Below are 18,492 nucleotides of genomic sequence, written 5' to 3'. Positions count from 1 at the left end.
CTACTGGGCGGTGTTCTGGGGTGTCTCCATCATCGGCGGCAGCGGCCTGCTGCTGGCCTTCCCGTATGTGACCGCGACCTTCCTGCCGGGTTGGGTGTTCAACGTCGCCACCATCGTGCATGGCGAGGAAGCCTTCCTGGCAGCCGTGTTCCTCTTCACGGTGCACTTCTTCAACAACCACTTCCGGCCGGACAAGCTGCCGCCGCCGGACATCGTGATGTTCACCGGCACGCAGTCACTGGAAGAGTTCCGCCGCGAGCACCCGGCCCAGTATCAGCGTCTGGTGGCTGCGGGCGAACTGGACCAGTACCTGGTGGATGCGCCGTCACGGCCCATGACCCTGGGCTCCAAGATATTGGGCCTGACGCTGATTGTCATCGGCCTGGTACTGCTGACGCTGGTGATCGTGGGGTTCGTGGGTGGTGCGGCTAAATAAAATCAGTCATGCGGCTGAACCCACGAAAGCGTTGTCTACAGGAAACCGGAAAATATTTTTTAATAGATTATTAAAGTAGATAAGGAGACTAAAAATGAAACACAAAATCAACCTACGAATTATCGCCGCCACGCTGTTTACCTTTTCTGCGGCCATGCTCATGCCGTCCCAGGCATCAGCTTTCGATGAGGACGCGGCAAGGGCGCTGGCAAAGAAGAACGACTGCATGAAGTGCCATGCTATCGACAAGTCCAAAAAGGGCCCTTCCTACAAGAAAGTTGCGGCTAAATACAAGGGCAAGGCTGATGGCCAGAGCAAGCTGATCACCAACTTCACCACGGAGCCGATGGTCAAACTTTCAGACGGCAAGGAAGAAAAGCACAAGCTCATCGATACCAAGGACATTAACGAGCAGAAAAATCTGGCCGACTGGATACTTTCGCTTTAAGAAGAAGCAGTTCAGGAAAATAATTAATGTGTACCGTTTAATCGAAGTGATCGCAACAAAATCTAGGAGTCTATGATTATGGAACTCAGCAGAAGAGGTTTTATCAAGGGCATGGGCGCCTTGGGGGGGGCGGCGACCTTCGGTATCGGTTTTGACGCTTTGGCCGCAGCGGCGAAAGCCAAACCAGTGGCGGTGGGCAAGGCACTTGAAGTCAAGACATTCAAGTCAGGCTGTTCGATTTGCCCAAATTTTTGCGGCATCCAGGGCAATGTGGTGAACGGCATCGTCCGGACCATCTACCCCGACGCGGCCCGCGCCGATGTTTACAATCACGGCATCTGCCCCAAGGGCGCATCGGGGATGTACAACACCTACGATCCGTACCGGCTGAAAAAACCGCTCAAGCGCACCAATCCGAAGAAAGGCCCCAACGAAAACCCGGGCTGGGTCGAGATCAGTTGGGACGAAGCTTTCTCGCTAATTGCGGCGCGTATGGCAAAAATCAAGGCCGACAATCCGTCCAAACTCATACTCCAGTGGGGTCAAGGCAAGTACCTCATCGGCGACAACAACATGAAGGCATGGTGCGACGCCTTCGGCACCAAGAACTTCGCCCATCGCACCACGCTTTGTGAAGCGGCGCGACATGTGGCCGATGAACTGACCTGGGGCTACCACGGCCACATGCCCGATCTGAAGTACACCAATCTCCTGCTCAATTTCGGCGCCAACTATCACGAAGGCGAACAGGACTCGCGCTGGCTCGATTGGGCGAGCGCACAAGGGCGCGAACGCGGCATGAAAGCCGTGGTCATCGAACCGCGTCTTTCGGGCGTTGCCGCCAAGGCCGACGAGTGGGTGCCGGTGCGTCCGGGCAAGGACGTGGTCATGATTTTGGCCATGTGCAAATTGCTGATCGATGCCGGCACGATCGACGAGGAATATCTCGTCACGTTCACGAATTCGCCGCAACTGGTGGGCGCAGACGGCAAGATCGTCATGGACAAGGACGGCAAGACGCCGCTGGTATGGGATACCGTCACCAATGCCGCCTCGCCCTACACCGCGAACGTCAAGCCGGCGTTGAAGGGCAGTTACAGCGTCGAAGGCAAGCCGGTGCGTACCGCCTTCACGGTGTTTGCCGATAGCCTCGCCGACATCACACCGCAATATGCCGAAGAAGTTGCCGGAGTTCCCGCCGCCACCATCACCCGTCTTGCGGCGACCTTTGGCAAGGAAGCGCGGATAGGCGAGTTCAAGGAAATCGACGGCGTCAAACTGCGTTATCGCCCGGTTGCCGCTTATACTTTCCGAGGCCTCTCGGCCAAGGAATTCGGCGTACAGAACAACCGTGCGAAGCTGATCCTCAACATGCTGGTCGGTAGTCTCGATGCGGTGGGCGGCTTGCTGCTCAACCACCCGAACGGCCATCCCGAATACCTCGAACCCGCCAAGTGCGAGTATCCGCCAACCCGCACGGATATGCAGGAAACCGTGTTTCATCCGAACTCGCACCATAACATCGGGCAGCAAACCAATATCACCCTGCTCGACCCTAAGTCCTGGGGGCTGAATTATGTGCCGGAAATGCAGCTTTTCTACGGTACCAACCGTGCATTTTCAACATCCAATGCCTGGGAGCAGTTCGAAGGGATGACCAAAACCTTCAACGTGGTGATCGACATCGTGATGACCGAAACCGCTTGGTACGGCGACATCATCCTGCCCGACAAGACTTACCTCGAGTCGTGGCATAACGCGCCAGCAAAGACGAACCCGGAAATGGGCGGGATCGTCGCCATCCGCCAGCCGATGACCAACCCGTACAACCTCGAGCACAACGCCAGCTCGATCTTTTTCGAACTGGCCAAGCGCGTCGGCGTACGCGACCAGTATCTCGAAGCCCTCAACAAGAAGTGGGGGCTAAAGGAAGTCAAGTTCAAGCCGGGTCGCGACTATACGACCAAGGAACAGGTGGAAGTGATCTGGACCGACAAGGCCAAGAAGGATTTTTCCTATGCCATGGAACATGGCTTTGTCGCCAAGAACAAGAGCGCCAAGGACAAGTATCTGCATGGCATCGACCCGGTGTTCAAAGGCCCCGGCAAGCCGAAGATGAAGCTTTATGCGGATCACTTCATCGGCACGTATGAAAAGGTCGAGAAAATTACCAAGGCCAACAATCTGACACGGATCGATTTGCCGAAGTACAAGGTTGCCTACTCGCCGTTGCCGACCAAGGATCACGGCTTTCCAACCCCGCACCGCGAGGCCAAGGATTACCCCTTCTACCTGATCACGCACAAGCTGATGCATCGCTACCAGTCCGGCAACACGATCAACAATGCAATCACCAACCAGGCGCTGGGAACAGATCTCGACACCAACTACGTCGCCATCAATACCGTGACGGCGAAGCAGATGGGCATCAAGACCGGCGACCAGGTGCAGATCGAGACTCGCGTCGGCAAGGTAAAGGGCACGGCCAAGGTGACCGAGGGCGTGCGTCCCGATACGTTGGCGGTGTCATACCACTATGGGCAATGGAGTCCTGGCCTGTCTCCTGGCGCGAGCAAGGGAACCTGGATCAACCAGGTGCTGGAGTTGCATCCGGATATTCCGTCGGGCATGAACTCTTTCAACGATACCAAGTGCAAGCTGACCAAGGCATAAGGGGAGTAAACCATCATGGCAAAATTTGTTCGACTCATAGATACCAAGCGCTGCATGGGCTGCCGCTCCTGCATGGCGGCATGCGCGGCGGAAAACCACTTCACTCCCGATGCGCAGTGGAACGCGATGATCGAGTACGAAGTGGGTACCTATCCCACCGTGCACAAGATCTACAACACGATGAACTGCATGCACTGCGAGCGCCCGTCGTGCAAAGCGATATGCGACCACATCGGCGTCAAGGCGATCACCAAGAATGAATTCGGTGTGGTGCTGATCGACTACAACAAGTGCATCGGCTGCGGCTATTGTGCATCTGTCTGCCCGTATGGCGTGCCGCAGATGAACGCCGATAAACTTCAACCGCTTTATCCGGGCAAAGGACTGAACGGCGCCGAGAATATCGCCTATGCCGACCGGCACCCAACGCACCAGAAGAAGGCGAAGACTGCCGAGAAGTGCACCTTCTGCTGGCACAAGCTGGAAAAGGCGATCAAGGATGGCAAGACCGACCGCATCGGCAAAGATCAGGACTACACGCCGGCCTGTGATCTGGTCTGCCCGACGCAGGCGCGCTGGTTTGGCGACCTCGACGATCCGAAGTCCGAAGTTTCGATGCGCATCAAGGCGACCAATGCCGTTCAACTAAAGACACATTTTGGCAATGGGCCGCAGGTGTATTACACATTGGATAAAGGGGCCAAGTCATGAAAACGACGCATAGCGAAGTTTCAGTGCAGGTTGATGCCGGCCTTATCGGCGTTAAGCGCAGTAAAACACTGATGGTATCAATGGCGCTCGGACTGAGCTTGGCAATGGCACCGGCCTTCAGTGCCGATGCTCCGCCCAAGAAAAAAATGAGCTTCACTGGAAAACCGTCGATGGCCGTCGATGGCCGCTTCCACAAGCTGCATGAGAAACAGGAAAAGCTCGATTGCGCCGACTGTCACGACAAGGTGCAGGAAGATATTCTGTACCTGCGCAAGGATGATCGCATGTCGCAAAAACTGGCGGACGAGGGCCAGGCCGACCGCAAGGGCTGCCTGACCTGCCATAAGCCTGGCTACAAGCCGGACGGTCCGCACTCGTTCTGGGGAGTCTGAGCTTGAGCATGACTTCAACCGCGACCCTGGCGGAAATTGCCGGGCGTCGCAGCCGTACTTATTGGCTGCTCGCCCGTGGCTTTGCGGAGGCGCCGAGCCGCGCTCTTTTCGGTGAGCTGTTTGCGGCTCTGGGGCCGGTGGATCCAGCGGAGCTGCTGGGCGAGGAAACGGCCGCGTTCGCCGATGCCGTGCAGGCAGCCTTACGCATGGATGATGAATCGGTTGTGCTGGCTATCGAGTTTACCCGCCTGTTTGGGGGGATATCCGAATCCTATGGCGGTATGCCCCCGTTCGAGTCGGTCGTGCGTGAAGGGCGCTGGGGCGGCGATACGGTCCTGGCGCTGACAGCAGCCTATGCGGATGCCGATATCGTGCCCCCGTTGCCTGAAGCAAGCCCGGTCGATCATCTCGCGGCTGAATTGCGCTTTCTCGCCATTGCCTGTCATCGCGAGGGGGAAGCCTGGCAGGCGGACAACACCCAAGCCGCAATGGATTGGGTGCGCCGTGAGCGTGATTTTCTCGATCAGCACGTTTTGCGCTGGGTGCCAGCGTATTGCGAAGAGTCTGGTAACATGGCCGAAACCGCGTTTTATTGTGCCTTGCTGGTGCTGACTCCTCGCGCTTGTCTGCTGGATCGCGAGGATATCGACACCATTCTGGAATCCGTACCTGCCTTTGCCGCCCATGCTTGAGCCAACTATCCCTGCGGTTTCTTCGAATCTCAACCCGTCCGTTCAGGCTGGCTGCCTGTCCGGATTGAGGTTCATGCCCCCGGGCACGCCGCCCCCGCACGATGGTGTGGTCTATCGGTCACGTGGGATGGCGCTGGTGATCGGCGATTCCTTGCAGGCGGTGGAAGCCGCGCGTGAGCTGCTGAAGCGGGTGCCAACACTGCGCATTGCCCTGTTTGCGCCGGGTGTTTCCGACCTGAGTAGTGACCTGCCGTCGAGTATCAACGCCGTGAGCGGTCGCATCGTTTCTCTGCAAGGTTATCTTGGCCAGTTCTCGGCTTCGGTGCGCGTTGCAGCTGATAAGGCCGAGGACGTCGGAATATTCAGTGCCAACGCGGACCAGCGCTTTGATCTGGTGCTTGATCTGTGCCGCGAGCCGCTGTTGCGGGAGAGCGTGCTTCCTTATGGCTACTATGCGCCGGGCGACGATGCCGAGGCTCTAGTGAGAGCCTTGGATAGCCTGTCGCAATTGACCGGGGACTTCCACAAACCCAAGTATTTTGACTATCGTCCTCAACTCTGTGCCCACGGGGCCATGGGGGTTGCCGGCTGCACGCGCTGCCTCGATGTTTGCGCCACTGCGGCCATACGCTCGACGGGTGAAAAGATAGCGGTAGACCCTTATCTCTGCCATGGCTGCGCTAGCTGCACCCTGGCCTGCCAGACGGGCGCGCTCAGTTTTCAGCAACCGACCCCGAAAGCCCTGAAAGGCATGCTGAATGAACTGCTGGCAGAGCGCGGTGTGGATGCCGAGACATATTTTCTGGTAGTGCACGATGCCGCTACCCGTCACCTCCTGCCTGCCATGGCGGCACCTGAGGTTCTTCTGTTTGAGGTCAATCCTCTGCCCGCATTTTCAGACTTGCTGTGGCTGACTGCGTTGGTCGGCGGCGTAAGCGGCGTGGTGCTGGTAATGGCGCCGGAGATTCCGCCGCAGAGCCGCAAGCTGGTTGAACAGAAGGTGAGCGAGCTGAGTGCGATTTTAGCCAGTCTTGGCGGTGATTCGGCTGCGATCCAAATCGCGACCCCCGTGAACCTCGGCATCGCCATCGATGATCTCAAGAGATGTACACGGACGTCTGCGCTGGCCGTAGCGGTCAATGGCAACTCGTCAGACGAGAAGCGGGCGAGCTTACTCGCCGCAGTCGATGCATTGGCCCGCAGTGCGCATGCGACCGGGCAGTCGAGCGGAACCTTGGCTGAGCCGTGTGTGCTTGCGACCGGCGCCGCATTTGGCAGTGTGCTGGTTGACCCTGACAAATGCACGATCTGTCTTGCCTGTACCCATTTGTGCCCCAGCGGGGCGCTGAGCGGACAAGTGGACCCGGCGCCGGCCCTCTACTTCAAGGAAAGTCTCTGCATGCAATGCGACTTGTGCCGCGCCGGCTGTCCGGAAAAGGCCATTACGCTGCAGGCCCGCTTTCTGCCGGATGCTGCGGCACGTGAAGCCTTGCGCGAACTCGCCAGCGATCAACTCGTTCCATGCAGCAGCTGCGGGACCCTCTTCATCGGACGCCGCAAGCTGGCGGTGAGTCTGGCGCTGATGCAGGAATATGCAAAAGACATGCCGGGGGGCATCGATAGCCTGCGGATGTGCCCAAGTTGCCGGCAACGTGAAACGATGATGGGATAAGTAGGCGCCGGATGATATTCATTGCGCACCTGGATTCCGTTAATTTAAGCCGCATAAGACGTGGGAGGAGTGCTCTGTGGGAGATGCCACGCTATATGACAGCCACGGACGCCGCATCGAATACCTGCGGCTCTCCGTCACCGACCGCTGCGACCTGCGCTGCACCTACTGCATGCCGGAAGGCTTCAAGGGTTACGAAGAGCCGGCCAACTGGCTGACGTTCGACGAAATAGAGCGGGTGGCGGGGGCCTTCGCCCGTCTCGGCGTGCACAAGATCCGGCTGACCGGCGGCGAGCCGCTGCTGCGGCGAAACCTGGCCGAGCTCGCCGGTCGCCTCTCCTCACTTCCCGGCATCGCCGACCTGTCCCTTTCAAGTAACGGCACCCAACTGGCAAAACACGCGCAGGCTTTGCGCGCCGCCGGCATCACGCGGCTCAACGTCAGCCTGGATACTCTGGACCCGGCCCGCTTCGCCGCGATCACAGGGCGGGATGCGCTGGATGCCGTGCTACAGGGACTGATGGTTGCCAAAGAAGAAGGATTCGGCCCGATCAAGATCAACATGGTCGCTATGGCCGGCACGACCGACAACGAGATCGACGCCATGGCCGCCTACTGCATCGAGCACCGCTTCGTGCTGCGGCTGATCGAAGCCATGCCGGTGGGAGAAACGGGCCGTAAGACCGCCTTCGTGGAACTCGGCCCGATTCGGGAACGGCTGCGCGCACGGTTCGGCCTGGTGGACGGCATGGTGCCCGGCGGCGGCCCGGCCAGATACCTGGTGTCGCACGACGGACGCTGCCAGATCGGCTTCATCACCCCGATGTCGCAACACTTCTGCGACACCTGCAATCGCGTGCGTCTGAGCGTCGACGGCACGCTCTATCTTTGCCTGGGCCAGGACGACAAGGTGGACCTGCGGACCCTGTTGCGCACCGGTTGCAGCGACGATCAGTTGGACCAGGCGCTACTCGACGGCATCGGACGCAAACCGCTCAAACATGAATTCCGCGAGCATCCCACCCAGGTTGTCCGTTTCATGTCGTCTACCGGAGGCTAGCATTGCCTCCCGCCGCAAACTAAAATCCGATTGACTATATTCGTTATGACGGATATATTTACAACATGATCAACAGCAATGATTTTTTCGACGCGCTTTCCGACGAAACCCGGCGCCGCCTGCTGGCGCTGCTGGTGCGCGATGACGAGCTGTGTGTGTGCGAGTTGAGTTATGCGCTCGACATGCCCCAGCCCAAGGTGTCGCGACATCTGGCGGTGATGCGCGAGAGCGGGGTGCTGTCGGTACGCAGGGAAGGGCTGTGGGTCTATTACCGCATCCACTCCCTGCTGCCCGCGTGGGCTTACAGGATACTCGACCAGATGGGGCAGGGTTGTAGTGCGTTGGCAATTTTTCAGGCCGACCGCAAGCGCCTGAAAGAGATGCCCAATCGCCCCGTTCGTTGCTGCGCCTGATTTTTTTGGTTTCAATACATCTGTATTGATATATATATGAGTTGGCATATGTTTTTTGTTCCAGGGGTCGTGGCTAATGAGCGTGCAATGTTCAATTAGCGTTAAAACCGCCGCTGGCGCGGAACTGGGTTTTTTCGAGCGCTGGCTGACCCTGTGGGTGTTTCTGTCCATAGTGGCGGGCATTGCGCTGGGGCAGCTTGCGCCCGCACCAGTTCAAATTCTGGGCAAGCTGGAAGTGGCCCAGGTCAATCTGCCGGTGGGCCTGCTGATCTGGCTGATGATCATCCCGATGCTGATGAAGATCGATTTCTCGGCGCTGAATCAGGTCAAGAAGCACTGGCGCGGCATCGGCGTCACCCTGTTCATCAACTGGGGGGTAAAGCCGTTTTCCATGGCGCTGCTGGCCTGGATTTTTATCCGCATTCTGTTTGCCCCCTATCTGCCTGCGGAACAAATCGACAGCTATATCGCCGGGTTGATCCTGCTGGCAGCTGCGCCCTGCACGGCCATGGTGTTCGTGTGGAGCAGCCTGACCAAGGGCGACCCACTGTTTACCCTGTCCCAGGTGGCCCTTAACGACACCATCATGGTGTTCGCTTTCGCGCCCCTTGTCGGCCTGCTGCTGGGCGTGGCTTCCATCACCGTGCCATGGGATACCCTGTTCCTGTCGGTGGTGATGTATATCGTCATTCCGCTCGCCATTGCTCAAGCCTTGCGCCGGGTGCTGTTGAGCAAGGGTGTGCTGGATGCCGTGATGGCCCGCCTGCACCCGGTCGGAATTTCTGCTCTGCTCGCCACCCTGGTGCTGTTGTTCGCCTTCCAGGGCAAGGCCATTCTCGATCAGCCTCTGATCATTCTGTTGCTGGCGGTGCCGATCCTGATCCAGGTGTATTTCAATTCCATGCTCGCCTACTGGCTCAACCGAGCTGTTGGGGAGGCCCATAGCGTGGCCGGCCCCTCGGCGCTGATCGGCGCCAGCAATTTCTTCGAGCTGGCAGTGGCGGCGGCGATTTCGCTCTACGGTTTCGAGTCTGGCGCGGCTCTGGCCACGGTGGTGGGAGTGCTGATCGAGGTGCCGGTGATGCTATCAGTAGTGCGTATCGTGAACGGTTCCAAAACCTGGTACGAAAAAGGAGCGAAAATATGATCCCCCAGTCGGTTTTGACCTGCCCCCTCTGTGGCCATGTGGAAACGGAAACCATGCCCACGGATGCCTGTCAGTGGTTCTACGAATGCAAGGGCTGCGGGACGCTGTTGAAACCCAAGGCCGGCGACTGCTGCGTGTTTTGCTCCTATGGCAGCGTGCCCTGTCCGCCTGTGCAGCAGGAGGGCGCGGGTAGCGCCTGTTGTGGAGGAAGCAAGCATGTTTGACGCTCTCGCCACCTGGCTGATCTACGACCTCGCCGGGCTGAAAGGCACGCCTTTCGGAGACGCAGCCCATTTCTTCGTGATGGACGTGACCAAGATCCTGGTGCTGCTGACCCTGGTGATCTATCTGATGGGTCTGCTGCGCGCGCTGCTCAAGCCCGAGAAAGTGCGCGAGTTCATCCGCAACCGAGGCAACCTGCAAAGCCGCTTCATGGCGGTGGGGCTGGGCGCGGTCACGCCGTTCTGTTCCTGCTCATCCATTCCACTCTTCATCGGCTTTGTCGAGGCCGGCATTCCGCTCGGCGTGACGCTCTCTTTTCTGATCGCCAGCCCGATGATCAACGAGGTGGCGGTGGTGGTGCTGGCTTCGGTGATCGGCTGGAAATTCACCGTGCTGTATGTGCTCACCGGGCTGACCGTTGCTCTCGTCGGCGGCTTTGTGCTGGAGCGCTTCAAGCCGGAACGCTGGGTCGAGGACTATGTCTGGAAAATCCACATGGGGGAGGCGGCGCAGGTCGAAGAGGACAAGTCCCTGCGTGCCCGCCATGAATACGCCCTAGGGCAGGTCAGGGAAATCGTCGGCCGCATCTGGAAATTTGTGTTCATCGGCGTGGGGGTGGGCTCCTTCATCCACGGCTACGTGCCTGCCGAAATGGTTGCCAGCGTGGCGGGGGATGGCGGCCTGTTGTCGGTCATCGGTGCGGTGCTGATCGGCGTGCCGCTGTATTCCGATGCGGTCGGCATTATCCCCATTGCCGAAGTGCTGCTCGGCAAGGGTGTACCTATCGGCACGGTGCTGGCCTTCATGATGGCGGTCACCGCGCTGTCGCTGCCGGAAATGATCATCCTGAAAAAAGTGGTGAAAGTGCAGCTGCTGGCGCTGTTCGCCGGCTATCTCACTATTGCCTTCGTCATCGTCGGCATGTTGTTCAATCAATTGAGAGGTTTTATATGAGCACGGATTTGCATCCTTCCATCGTGGCCCTAGTTTCACTGGCCGCCAACATTGCCGCCAACCACCCCAAACAGGGCCTGTGCCAGGTGGACAAGCTGAAACAGTACGGCGTGGCGCAGGAGCAGATTGAGGCGGTGGTTGAAATCGCCCGCCACATCCGCGATGAGGCGGCGCAGTCGCTGGACACCAGTTTCGACGAAGCGTGCCGCAAGGAGAATGCCAATGCCAGTCTGTCTGCTATCGGCATCGCACAAGGCGCTTGCTGCTCGCCGACGAAATCCGGTCAATCCTGTTGTTGAGAGGTGGATGAAATGAATGATGTTAAGCATGACGAAATACGCCAGGCAGTTCGTGAAAACTATGGCGCGGTAGCTCGCGCCGAATCCGGTTGCGGTTGTGGGCCAGCTTGCTGCACCCCGACCGAATTGCCGGCCGCGGACATCCTGTCGCGTGGCATCGGCTACAGCGAAAGCGAAGTAAGCGCGGTGCCGGAAGGCGCCAACCTCGGGCTGGGCTGCGGCAATCCCCAGGCCATCGCCGCGCTGAAACCCGGCGAGACGGTGCTGGATCTGGGCAGCGGGGCAGGCTTCGATTGCTTCCTCGCGGCACGCCAGGTGGGCGATAGCGGGCGGGTCATCGGCGTGGACATGACGCCGGACATGCTGTCCAAGGCGCGAGCCAACGCGGTCAAGGGCGGCTATGCCAACACCGAATTCCGCCTCGGCGAGATTGAGCATCTGCCAGTGGCCGATGGCACGGTGGACGTGATCATTTCCAACTGTGTGATAAACCTCTCGCCGGACAAGCCTCAAGTGTTCCGCGATGCTTTTCGTGCCCTGAAACCGGGCGGCCGCTTGGCCATTTCGGACATCGTTGCGACGGCAGAGCTGCCTGAGGAGGCGAGGCGCGATTTGGCGCTGTATACCGGCTGCATGGCGGGGGCATCGCTGATCGAGGAACTGGAGGAGATGATGAAGAGCGTCGGGTTCGATCAGGTGCGCATCACGCCGAAGGACGAGAGCCGCGCTTTCATCCGCGACTGGGCGCCGGGAAGGAAAATCGAGGAATTCGTGGTTTCCGCCCATATCGAGGCGGTCAAGCCTTAAAACAATTTTTAACAAGGAGCTGGAAAATGAAGAACATCAAGGTACTGGGCACCGGCTGTGCCAACTGTAAAACCACCCTCAAGCTGATCGAGGAAGCGGCGCTCGCCAAAGGAGTCGAAGTCAAACTGGAGAAAGTCGAGGATATGGCTGCCATTCTCGGTTATGGCGTCATGTCCACCCCTGGCGTGGTGATCGACGGCAAGGTGGTGCATGCCGGCGGTGTGCCGAGCAAGGCCAAGATCGAGGAATGGCTGGGCGGAAAGGAATCCTGCTGCGGCTGCTGCGGCAAGGAGTAAGCGCATGGCCAAAACCGTATTGATCCTGTGTACCGGCAACTCCTGCCGCAGCCAGATGGCCGAAGTCCTGGTCAATCACGACCTCGGCCCGGACGTGCGTGCGCTGTCCGCCGGCACCAGGCCCCAGCCCAAGGTGGCGGATGGCGCCATCGAGGCGCTGAATCTGGGCGGCATGGCCACCGAAGGACTTTACCCCAAGGACGTGGATGCGGTGATGAACGAGGACATCGACCTGGTGGTGACAGTGTGCGACAACGCCAGGGAAGCCTGCCCGGTTTTCCCCAAGCCTATTCCCTCGATTCACATGCCTTTCCACGACCCCCACGGCGAACCGATGGAAAGCTTCGTCAAGGTGCGTGATGAGATTCGGGCGAAGCTGGTGCCCGAATTGCGGCAACGCTTTCATATTCAAACAGATATGTGACAACATCCAAATCAGTGCCGTCATTCCGGCGAAAGCCGGAATCCAGTATTGGCGCACGTTCCTGGATTCCGGCTTTCGCCGGAATGGCGATCGTGCGAGATGTGTGCATACATTTAGCCTTGAAGGGGAGGGCGCTGTTTGTGGCGAGATAATGCAGTGCACGACGATGAGCAGGACGCAAGGCGCTGAAAACGTTAAAATGGCCCTATCCGCCCATCAGGAAGCCATCGTGAATCTCATCCCCGAAATCAAGCCCGGTCAATCCATCGAGCTTCTCAAAGAGCTGCATATTTTAACGCGGGATGGAAAGCTCAATCAGGACAGCCGGCGCAAACTGAAACAGGTTTATCACCTGTTCAACTTCATTGAGCCATTGCTGAAAGAAGTGCTGGCCGGGAATGAAAACCTGACCCTGGCCGACCATGGCGCGGGTAAGTCCTATCTGGGCTTCATCCTTTACGACCTGTTCTTCAGGGAGCTGGCGGCCGGGCACATCTACGGCATCGAAACCCGTGAGGAGCTGGTCATCAAATCCCGCGAGCTGGCCGAACGGCTGGATTTCGGGCGCATGACCTTCCTCAACCTGTCGGTAGAAGCCTCGACGACCTCGGCTGAATTGCCGGAAAACATCGACGTGGTGACGGCGCTGCACGCCTGCGATACGGCGACGGATGACGCGATCCGGTTCGCCTTGCAGAAGAAGGCCAAATTCATCGTGCTGGTGCCCTGCTGTCAGGCGGAGCTGGCTGGGGTGCTGCGCAAGAACAAAAATGACTCGTTCTCGAAAACACCCCTGTCCGAGATCTGGCGCCACCCCATCCACACCCGGGAATTCGGTAGCCTCATCACCAATGTCCTGCGCTGTCTGCTGCTTGAATCTCACGGCTACCAGGTGACGGTGACCGAGCTGGTCGGCTGGGAGCATTCCATGAAAAACGAGCTGATTGTCGCCAGCTTCAAGGACGCGCCGAGAAAGAATGCCCAGGACCGGCTGGAGCAGATTCTGCAAGAGCTGAACCTGGATGAAATGAGGAGCCGCTTTGCTTATTGATGGCCGTGCCATGACCTGGTCGCGCCTACTGGCGATGCTCGCCCTGACTCTGCTCTGGATAATGCCGGTCGCGGCTCAGTCTGATGATCTCTGGGTCAAACCCGGTCCGGACGGCCAGCCCCAGCTGCAACTCTATTACTTCTGGACCACCACCTGCTCTCATTGCCAGGAGGCACGGCCCTTCGTCGAGGCCATTCCCGCCACGCGCCCCTGGGTGGCGCTGCATTCCATGGAGCTGAACGGTCATCCCGAGCATGCCCGCCAGTATCAAACGATGGCGGCGCAACTCGGGCAGGAGGCGGTATCCGTGCCGGCCCTGCTGTTTTGCGGCGAAATGCATGTGGGCTGGGACAAGGCCGAAACTACGGGCGCGGAGATTGCGTGGCGACTGGATGAATGCCATGCCCGCCTCCTCGCGGGTAGCGTGGTTGCCGGTCTTTCGGCCGGCAAGCTCAGCGTGCCCATCCTGGGCGAGGTGGATCCGCAGCATTTCTCCCTGCCCTTGCTGACTGTCGCCATCGCCGGTCTGGATGCCTTCAACCCCTGTGCCTTCTTCGTACTGCTGTTCCTCCTTTCCCTGCTTGCGCACCAGAAAAACCGGGAGCGCATGCTCGTCATCGGCGGCATTTTCGTGCTGTTCTCCGGACTGATGTATTTCGCCTTCATGGCGGCCTGGCTCAACCTGTTCCAGGTGCTCGGCAACCTCGCCTGGGTGACCTTGGCTGCGGGGGCGGTGGCGGTGTTTGTCGGCGTCGTCAACGTCAAGGATTTCTTCGCCTTCGAGCAGGGGTTGACCCTGTCCATCCCGGAATCGCGCAAACCGGATATTTACCGCCGTGCCCGCGCCATCCTTTCTGTCGACAATCTGCCGGCGATGGTCGCGGCGACGGTGTTCCTGGCGATTGCCGCCAATTTCTACGAGCTGCTGTGCACCGCGGGTTTTCCCATGGTCTATACCCGATTGCTCACCCTGAGCGAGTTGCCGCCCGCCGGGTACTACCTCTATCTGGCTCTGTACAACCTGATCTACGTGGTGCCGCTGGGTCTCATCGTGCTGGTCTTCGTACGCAGCATGGGCGCGCGCAAGCTGACGGAACGCGAGGGCAGGCTGCTCAAGCTGCTCTCCGGCTCCATGATGCTGGAACTGGGCACACTACTGCTGGTCGCGCCGGAATGGCTGAATAAGCTGACTGTGGCGTTCGGTTTGCTGGGCATCGCCGTGGCCATCACCTGGATTGCCGCATGGATGACCCGAGGAAAAAACGCATGAGTGCAGTACACAATCACGATCATCATCACGATCACGGCGAAACCGCTGGCCGGTTAATGTGGTTTGCCGTGGCGCTGACGCTGGTTTACGCCGCCGTGGAGGCGGGCGTCGGCTGGTGGGCGGGTTCGCTGGCGCTGGTGGCCGATGCCGGGCACATGGTCAACGATGCCGGGGCGCTGGTGATTGCCGCCGCCGCCAGCTGGGTCAGCCGGCGGCCTGTTTCGCAGCTCCACAGTTACGGCCTGGGGCGGGCGGAGTTTCTCGCCGCCCTAGTCAACAGCCTCGGCTTGCTGGTGCTGGTGACGTGGATTTCCGTTTCCGCCGTGCAGCGCTGGCAAACTCCCCAGGCGGTGCAGGGCGAGGCGGTGTCGCTCACCGCCGCGCTGGGGTTGCTGATCAATATCGGGGTGGCGTGGATGCTCTTCCGGGGCGAGCAAAACCTCAACACCCGCGCCGCGCTGCTGCACGTCGTAGGCGACCTGCTGGGTTCGGTGGCGGCGCTGATCGCCGGAGTGGTGATCGTTTTTACCGGTTGGACACCCATCGACCCGCTGCTGTCGCTGGCCATCGGCGCGCTGATCCTGGTTTCCAGCCTGCGCCTGTTGCGCCAGGCGCTGCACGGGATCATGGAAGGCGTGCCGCTACATTTGTCGCTGGAAGAAATCGGACAAGAGATGGCCTGTATTCCCGGCGTGATTTCGGTGCATGACCTGCATGTGTGGAGCGTCGCTTCGGAAGAAATCATGCTTTCCGCTCATTTGACCGTCGCGGATCTGGCGCGCTGGGAGGGCATACTGGCAGAGAGCCGCAAGCTGCTGCATGCGCGTTTTGGCATCGAACACGTCACGCTGCAGCCAGATCCGGCGGTGCAGATAATCAGTTGGATACCCAGGGAACGGGAATGATTCCCCGTGAGGCCGTGAGCGACACGCTGCTAGCCTGAAGCGGGCTCCCCCGGCCGCCGTTTGATGAACAGTTCCTGCCGCGCAGCACGGCTGATGGCGACCACTGCCGGGTGGGTGAGCTTGCGCTCCACCGAGATGGCGTAGAACTGCTCGATCACTTCTTCGGTGGCGCCGATGCTGACGACTTCGTGTTGCCGCATGACCTGTTCCGCAATGGTAGTAGGGGCGGCGAACATGCCTACCCCGGCCTGACCGAAGGCGGTCATCAAGGCGCCATCGTCGAATTCGCCGGTGATGCGCGGCCGAATCCGGTTATCGCTGAACCAGCGCGTCAGCCTGGATCGCACCGCGACGTCCTCGCCCGGCAGGAGCATGGGCGCCCCGTCCAGACATTGCGGGAACGGCGCCGGGTGCTGCTGCGCCAGCTCTGCTGTGGCAAAGAAGGTGAGGCCGCATTCCCCGAGCAGGTGGCTGAAGCCCCGCACGTCAACTGTGCGCGGCATGGGGCTGTCGGCGATCACGATGTCGAGCCGGTGCACCGCCAGTTCCGCCAGCAGGTCGGCGACTTTCCCTTCCCGGCAAATGATGCGCGGCGGTGGCTCAACCTGCATCGCCGGTTCCAGCAGCTGATAGGCAACGGCCTTGGGCACCGCGTCGGTGACGCCCACCCTGAATTGCAGGGGCCGATCGGTGGGGCGGTGATGCAATGTCTCTTCCAATTCCTGGCCGAGCGAAAAGATTTCATCGGCATAACTCAGCACCATCCGGCCCGCCTCGGTCAGCTCGAATTGCCGCCCGCTGCGATTGAACAGCGCTTCGCCCAAGACTTCCTCGAACAGGCTCAGCTGGCCGCTGATGGTCTGCGGCGTCAGGTGCAGCCGCTCGCTGGCGCGGGTCACGCTGCCGGCCTTGGCCACAGCCCAGAAATAGTGAAGATGCTTGTAATTCAACGTGCCCATGCGCCATCCAGTTCGTAATATTCGAAGTAGATATCAATTATATTCGACTTTATGGAACTGCAAATGATCAATATACTCCATGTTCAAAATGATGAATGGCGGCGCCATTTGGCGCAATCCGTGACAAGTATGAAATAACGAAGGAAATCTATGGAAATCAAGCATCAAAATAGCATCCTCAAACTGATGGCAAGGGTCGTGTTCTCCAGCCGCTGGCTGCAAGCACCACTCTATCTCGGGCTCATCATCGCGCAAGCGGTGTATGTCTACCATTTCGGCGTCGAGCTGATGCACCTGGTCCAGCACACCAAGACCGTTACGGAAACCCAAATCATGTTGGTCGTGCTGGGCCTGATCGACGTGGTCATGATCGCCAACCTGTTGCTGATGGTCATCGTCGGCGGCTACGAAACCTTTGTGTCGCGCCTGTATCTGGATGGTAATCCCGATCAGCCGGAATGGCTGGAGCACGTCAACGCCGGCACCATGAAGGTCAAGCTGTCCATGGCGCTGATCGGTATTTCCTCCATCCACCTGCTGAAGACCTTTATCGAGGCGCCCAACTTGAGCCAGCAGACCATGATGTGGCAGGTCATCATCCATATGACCTTCGTGCTGTCGGCGATGGCCATGGCCTATACCAACCGGCTGATGGAGGCCAAGGCGCACTAAAGCGTGGCGCTCATCTGTCTTCCCCTGCGTAATACGCCTCGCTGCCACTCTCAAGACATAGGGGTGGCCGCTAATGGTTTGCGGCGTCAGGTGCAGCCGCTCGCTGGCGCGGGTCACGCTGCCGGCCTTGGCCACCGCCCAGAGATAGTGAAGATGCTTGTAATTCAGCGTGCCCATGCGCTTTACCTCAAAAATGCGTCGCAGACGCATACCTCGTCCCCCTCTCCTTTTGGGAGAGGGCAGGGGTGAGGGAAGCCGGGCATGGTGCGAGCGTCATGCCCGGTTAGGTTCGTAATTTTCGAATGATATGTCAATTATATTCGACTTTATGGAATTGCAAGTGATCGATATACTTTTCCGTATTCCAAATGAAGAAGGAAAGCGCCATGCAGATTCACATCCAGTCACAGGGCTTCACTCTCACTGATGCTTTGCGCGATCACGCCGAGTATCGGCTGCGCTTCGGCCTGACCCACGCCAGCGACCACATCCGGCGCGTTGAAATGCGTCTGTCCGACATCAACGGCCCGCGCGGCGGGGCGGACAAGCGCTGCAGTATTGTGGTGGCGCTGGAAAGCCTTCCCGATGTGGTCATCGAAGACGTCGAGAGCGATCTCTACGTTGCCATCGACCGTGCCGCCGACCGCGCCAGTCGGTCCGTGGCGCGCTGTCTCGATCGCAAGCGCGAGCATGTGGCGGGCCAGCGTCCATATTTATTCTCGCCGGAAGCGGACTGAACCGCCACTTTTCCAATAGGCTACATGAACACCCTGGAGACTGAATCATGAAACGCATTATTCTTTTTCTCGCCACCAACCTGGCCATCGTTCTGGTGCTCTCAATCACCATGCGGCTGCTGGGAGTAGAGCCTTACCTTACCGAAGCGGGGCTGAATCTCGGCAGCCTGCTGATTTTCGCCGCCGTAATGGGCATGGGCGGTTCCTTGATCTCGCTCGCCATCTCCAAGTGGAGCGCCAAGCGCATGACGG

Annotated in this window: 21 protein-coding genes and 3 pseudogenes; 22 read left to right on the top strand and 2 right to left on the bottom strand. The window is 59.2% G+C overall.

The genetic code is table 11. The features are described from left to right. The 19 genes and pseudogenes from VMV64_RS07100 to VMV64_RS07010 all read left to right on the top strand — a co-directional run. Positions 1-436: pseudogene (locus VMV64_RS07100) on the top strand (cytochrome C); the annotation flags it as partial. A gap of 94 nt (positions 437-530) precedes the next feature. Beyond that, positions 531-884 carry a c-type cytochrome gene (locus VMV64_RS07095; RefSeq protein ID WP_325329256.1) on the top strand — a complete coding sequence of 118 codons (354 nt, stop codon included), beginning with the start codon at positions 531-533 and terminating at the stop codon, positions 882-884. A gap of 78 nt (positions 885-962) precedes the next feature. Further along, entirely contained in the window at positions 963-3,557 is a 2,595-nt protein-coding gene (locus VMV64_RS07090; protein WP_325329255.1) for a molybdopterin-dependent oxidoreductase, read from the top strand. A 15-nt stretch (positions 3,558-3,572) separates the two neighbouring features. Beyond that, the gene (locus VMV64_RS07085) at positions 3,573-4,268 is read left to right on the top strand and encodes a 4Fe-4S dicluster domain-containing protein (protein WP_325329254.1); all 696 of its coding nucleotides are present in this window, start codon (positions 3,573-3,575) and stop codon (positions 4,266-4,268) included. Next, a complete protein-coding gene (locus VMV64_RS07080; protein ID WP_325329253.1) occupies positions 4,265-4,660 on the top strand; it encodes a hypothetical protein in 396 nt (131 codons plus the stop codon). The genes VMV64_RS07085 and VMV64_RS07080 overlap by 4 nt, the downstream gene beginning before the upstream one ends. Before the next feature lie 8 nt (positions 4,661-4,668). Next, complete coding sequence (locus VMV64_RS07075; protein ID WP_325329252.1) at positions 4,669-5,352, top strand: molecular chaperone TorD family protein; 684 nt, start codon at positions 4,669-4,671, stop codon at positions 5,350-5,352. A 73-nt stretch (positions 5,353-5,425) separates the two neighbouring features. After that, positions 5,426-7,024: a 4Fe-4S binding protein gene (locus VMV64_RS07070; RefSeq protein WP_325329257.1), complete on the top strand. Its 1,599-nt coding sequence runs from the start codon at positions 5,426-5,428 to the stop codon at positions 7,022-7,024. 76 nt (positions 7,025-7,100) lie between these two features. Further along, positions 7,101-8,084: a GTP 3',8-cyclase MoaA gene (gene moaA / locus VMV64_RS07065; RefSeq protein ID WP_325329251.1), complete on the top strand. Its 984-nt coding sequence runs from the start codon at positions 7,101-7,103 to the stop codon at positions 8,082-8,084. A 65-nt stretch (positions 8,085-8,149) separates the two neighbouring features. Beyond that, positions 8,150-8,497: a metalloregulator ArsR/SmtB family transcription factor gene (locus VMV64_RS07060; RefSeq protein WP_325329250.1), complete on the top strand. Its 348-nt coding sequence runs from the start codon at positions 8,150-8,152 to the stop codon at positions 8,495-8,497. Positions 8,498-8,573: 76 nt separating this feature from the next. Continuing rightward, entirely contained in the window at positions 8,574-9,644 is a 1,071-nt protein-coding gene (gene arsB, locus VMV64_RS07055; protein ID WP_325329249.1) for an ACR3 family arsenite efflux transporter, read from the top strand. Beyond that, a complete protein-coding gene (locus tag VMV64_RS07050) occupies positions 9,641-9,868 on the top strand; it encodes a GDCCVxC domain-containing (seleno)protein (RefSeq protein ID WP_325329248.1) in 228 nt (75 codons plus the stop codon). Before arsB ends, VMV64_RS07050 begins: the two co-directional genes overlap by 4 nt. Beyond that, complete coding sequence (locus VMV64_RS07045) at positions 9,861-10,820, top strand: permease (protein ID WP_325329247.1); 960 nt, start codon at positions 9,861-9,863, stop codon at positions 10,818-10,820. The genes VMV64_RS07050 and VMV64_RS07045 overlap by 8 nt, the downstream gene beginning before the upstream one ends. Beyond that, the gene (locus tag VMV64_RS07040) at positions 10,817-11,119 is read left to right on the top strand and encodes a hypothetical protein (RefSeq protein WP_325329246.1); all 303 of its coding nucleotides are present in this window, start codon (positions 10,817-10,819) and stop codon (positions 11,117-11,119) included. Before VMV64_RS07045 ends, VMV64_RS07040 begins: the two co-directional genes overlap by 4 nt. Positions 11,120-11,131: 12 nt before the next feature. Further along, positions 11,132-11,926: an arsenite methyltransferase gene (locus VMV64_RS07035; RefSeq protein WP_325329245.1), complete on the top strand. Its 795-nt coding sequence runs from the start codon at positions 11,132-11,134 to the stop codon at positions 11,924-11,926. Between the two features lie 26 nt (positions 11,927-11,952). Next, positions 11,953-12,222: a thioredoxin family protein gene (locus tag VMV64_RS07030; protein WP_325329244.1), complete on the top strand. Its 270-nt coding sequence runs from the start codon at positions 11,953-11,955 to the stop codon at positions 12,220-12,222. A gap of 4 nt (positions 12,223-12,226) precedes the next feature. Continuing rightward, positions 12,227-12,646, top strand: a complete 420-nt coding sequence (locus VMV64_RS07025; RefSeq protein WP_325329243.1) for an arsenate reductase ArsC — start codon at positions 12,227-12,229, stop codon at positions 12,644-12,646. Between the two features lie 199 nt (positions 12,647-12,845). Further along, positions 12,846-13,697 (top strand): SAM-dependent methyltransferase, encoded by an 852-nt coding sequence (locus VMV64_RS07020; protein WP_325329242.1) that lies wholly within the window; start codon positions 12,846-12,848, stop codon positions 13,695-13,697. A 10-nt stretch (positions 13,698-13,707) separates the two neighbouring features. Then, positions 13,708-14,967 (top strand): thioredoxin family protein, encoded by a 1,260-nt coding sequence (locus tag VMV64_RS07015; protein WP_325329241.1) that lies wholly within the window; start codon positions 13,708-13,710, stop codon positions 14,965-14,967. Beyond that, a complete protein-coding gene (locus tag VMV64_RS07010) occupies positions 14,964-15,872 on the top strand; it encodes a cation diffusion facilitator family transporter (RefSeq protein ID WP_325329240.1) in 909 nt (302 codons plus the stop codon). The genes VMV64_RS07015 and VMV64_RS07010 overlap by 4 nt, the downstream gene beginning before the upstream one ends. 29 nt (positions 15,873-15,901) lie before the next feature. Here VMV64_RS07010 and nhaR read toward each other — a convergent pair whose 3' ends face one another. Beyond that, positions 15,902-16,831, bottom strand: coding sequence for a transcriptional activator NhaR (gene nhaR / locus VMV64_RS07005; protein WP_325329239.1), 930 nt, complete (start codon positions 16,829-16,831; stop codon positions 15,902-15,904). A gap of 150 nt (positions 16,832-16,981) precedes the next feature. Between nhaR and VMV64_RS07000 the strand changes: the two genes are divergently transcribed. Next, entirely contained in the window at positions 16,982-17,503 is a 522-nt protein-coding gene (locus VMV64_RS07000) for a TIGR00645 family protein (RefSeq protein ID WP_325329238.1), read from the top strand. 78 nt (positions 17,504-17,581) lie between these two features. Here VMV64_RS07000 and VMV64_RS06995 read toward each other — a convergent pair. Continuing rightward, positions 17,582-17,680, bottom strand: a pseudogene (locus tag VMV64_RS06995) (LysR family transcriptional regulator); the annotation flags it as partial. A 209-nt stretch (positions 17,681-17,889) separates the two neighbouring features. Here VMV64_RS06995 and VMV64_RS06990 point away from each other — a divergent pair. Together VMV64_RS06990 and VMV64_RS06985 are read left to right on the top strand one after the other, a co-directional pair. Next, a complete protein-coding gene (locus VMV64_RS06990) occupies positions 17,890-18,240 on the top strand; it encodes an HPF/RaiA family ribosome-associated protein (protein WP_325329237.1) in 351 nt (116 codons plus the stop codon). A 47-nt stretch (positions 18,241-18,287) separates the two neighbouring features. After that, positions 18,288-18,492: pseudogene (locus VMV64_RS06985) on the top strand (zinc metalloprotease HtpX); the annotation flags it as partial.

The sequence above is a fragment of the Sulfuricella sp. genome (assembly GCF_035531155.1).
Lineage (GTDB): Bacteria > Pseudomonadota > Gammaproteobacteria > Burkholderiales > Sulfuricellaceae > Sulfuricella.
This window is presented reverse-complemented; position numbering and strand designations above follow the sequence as displayed.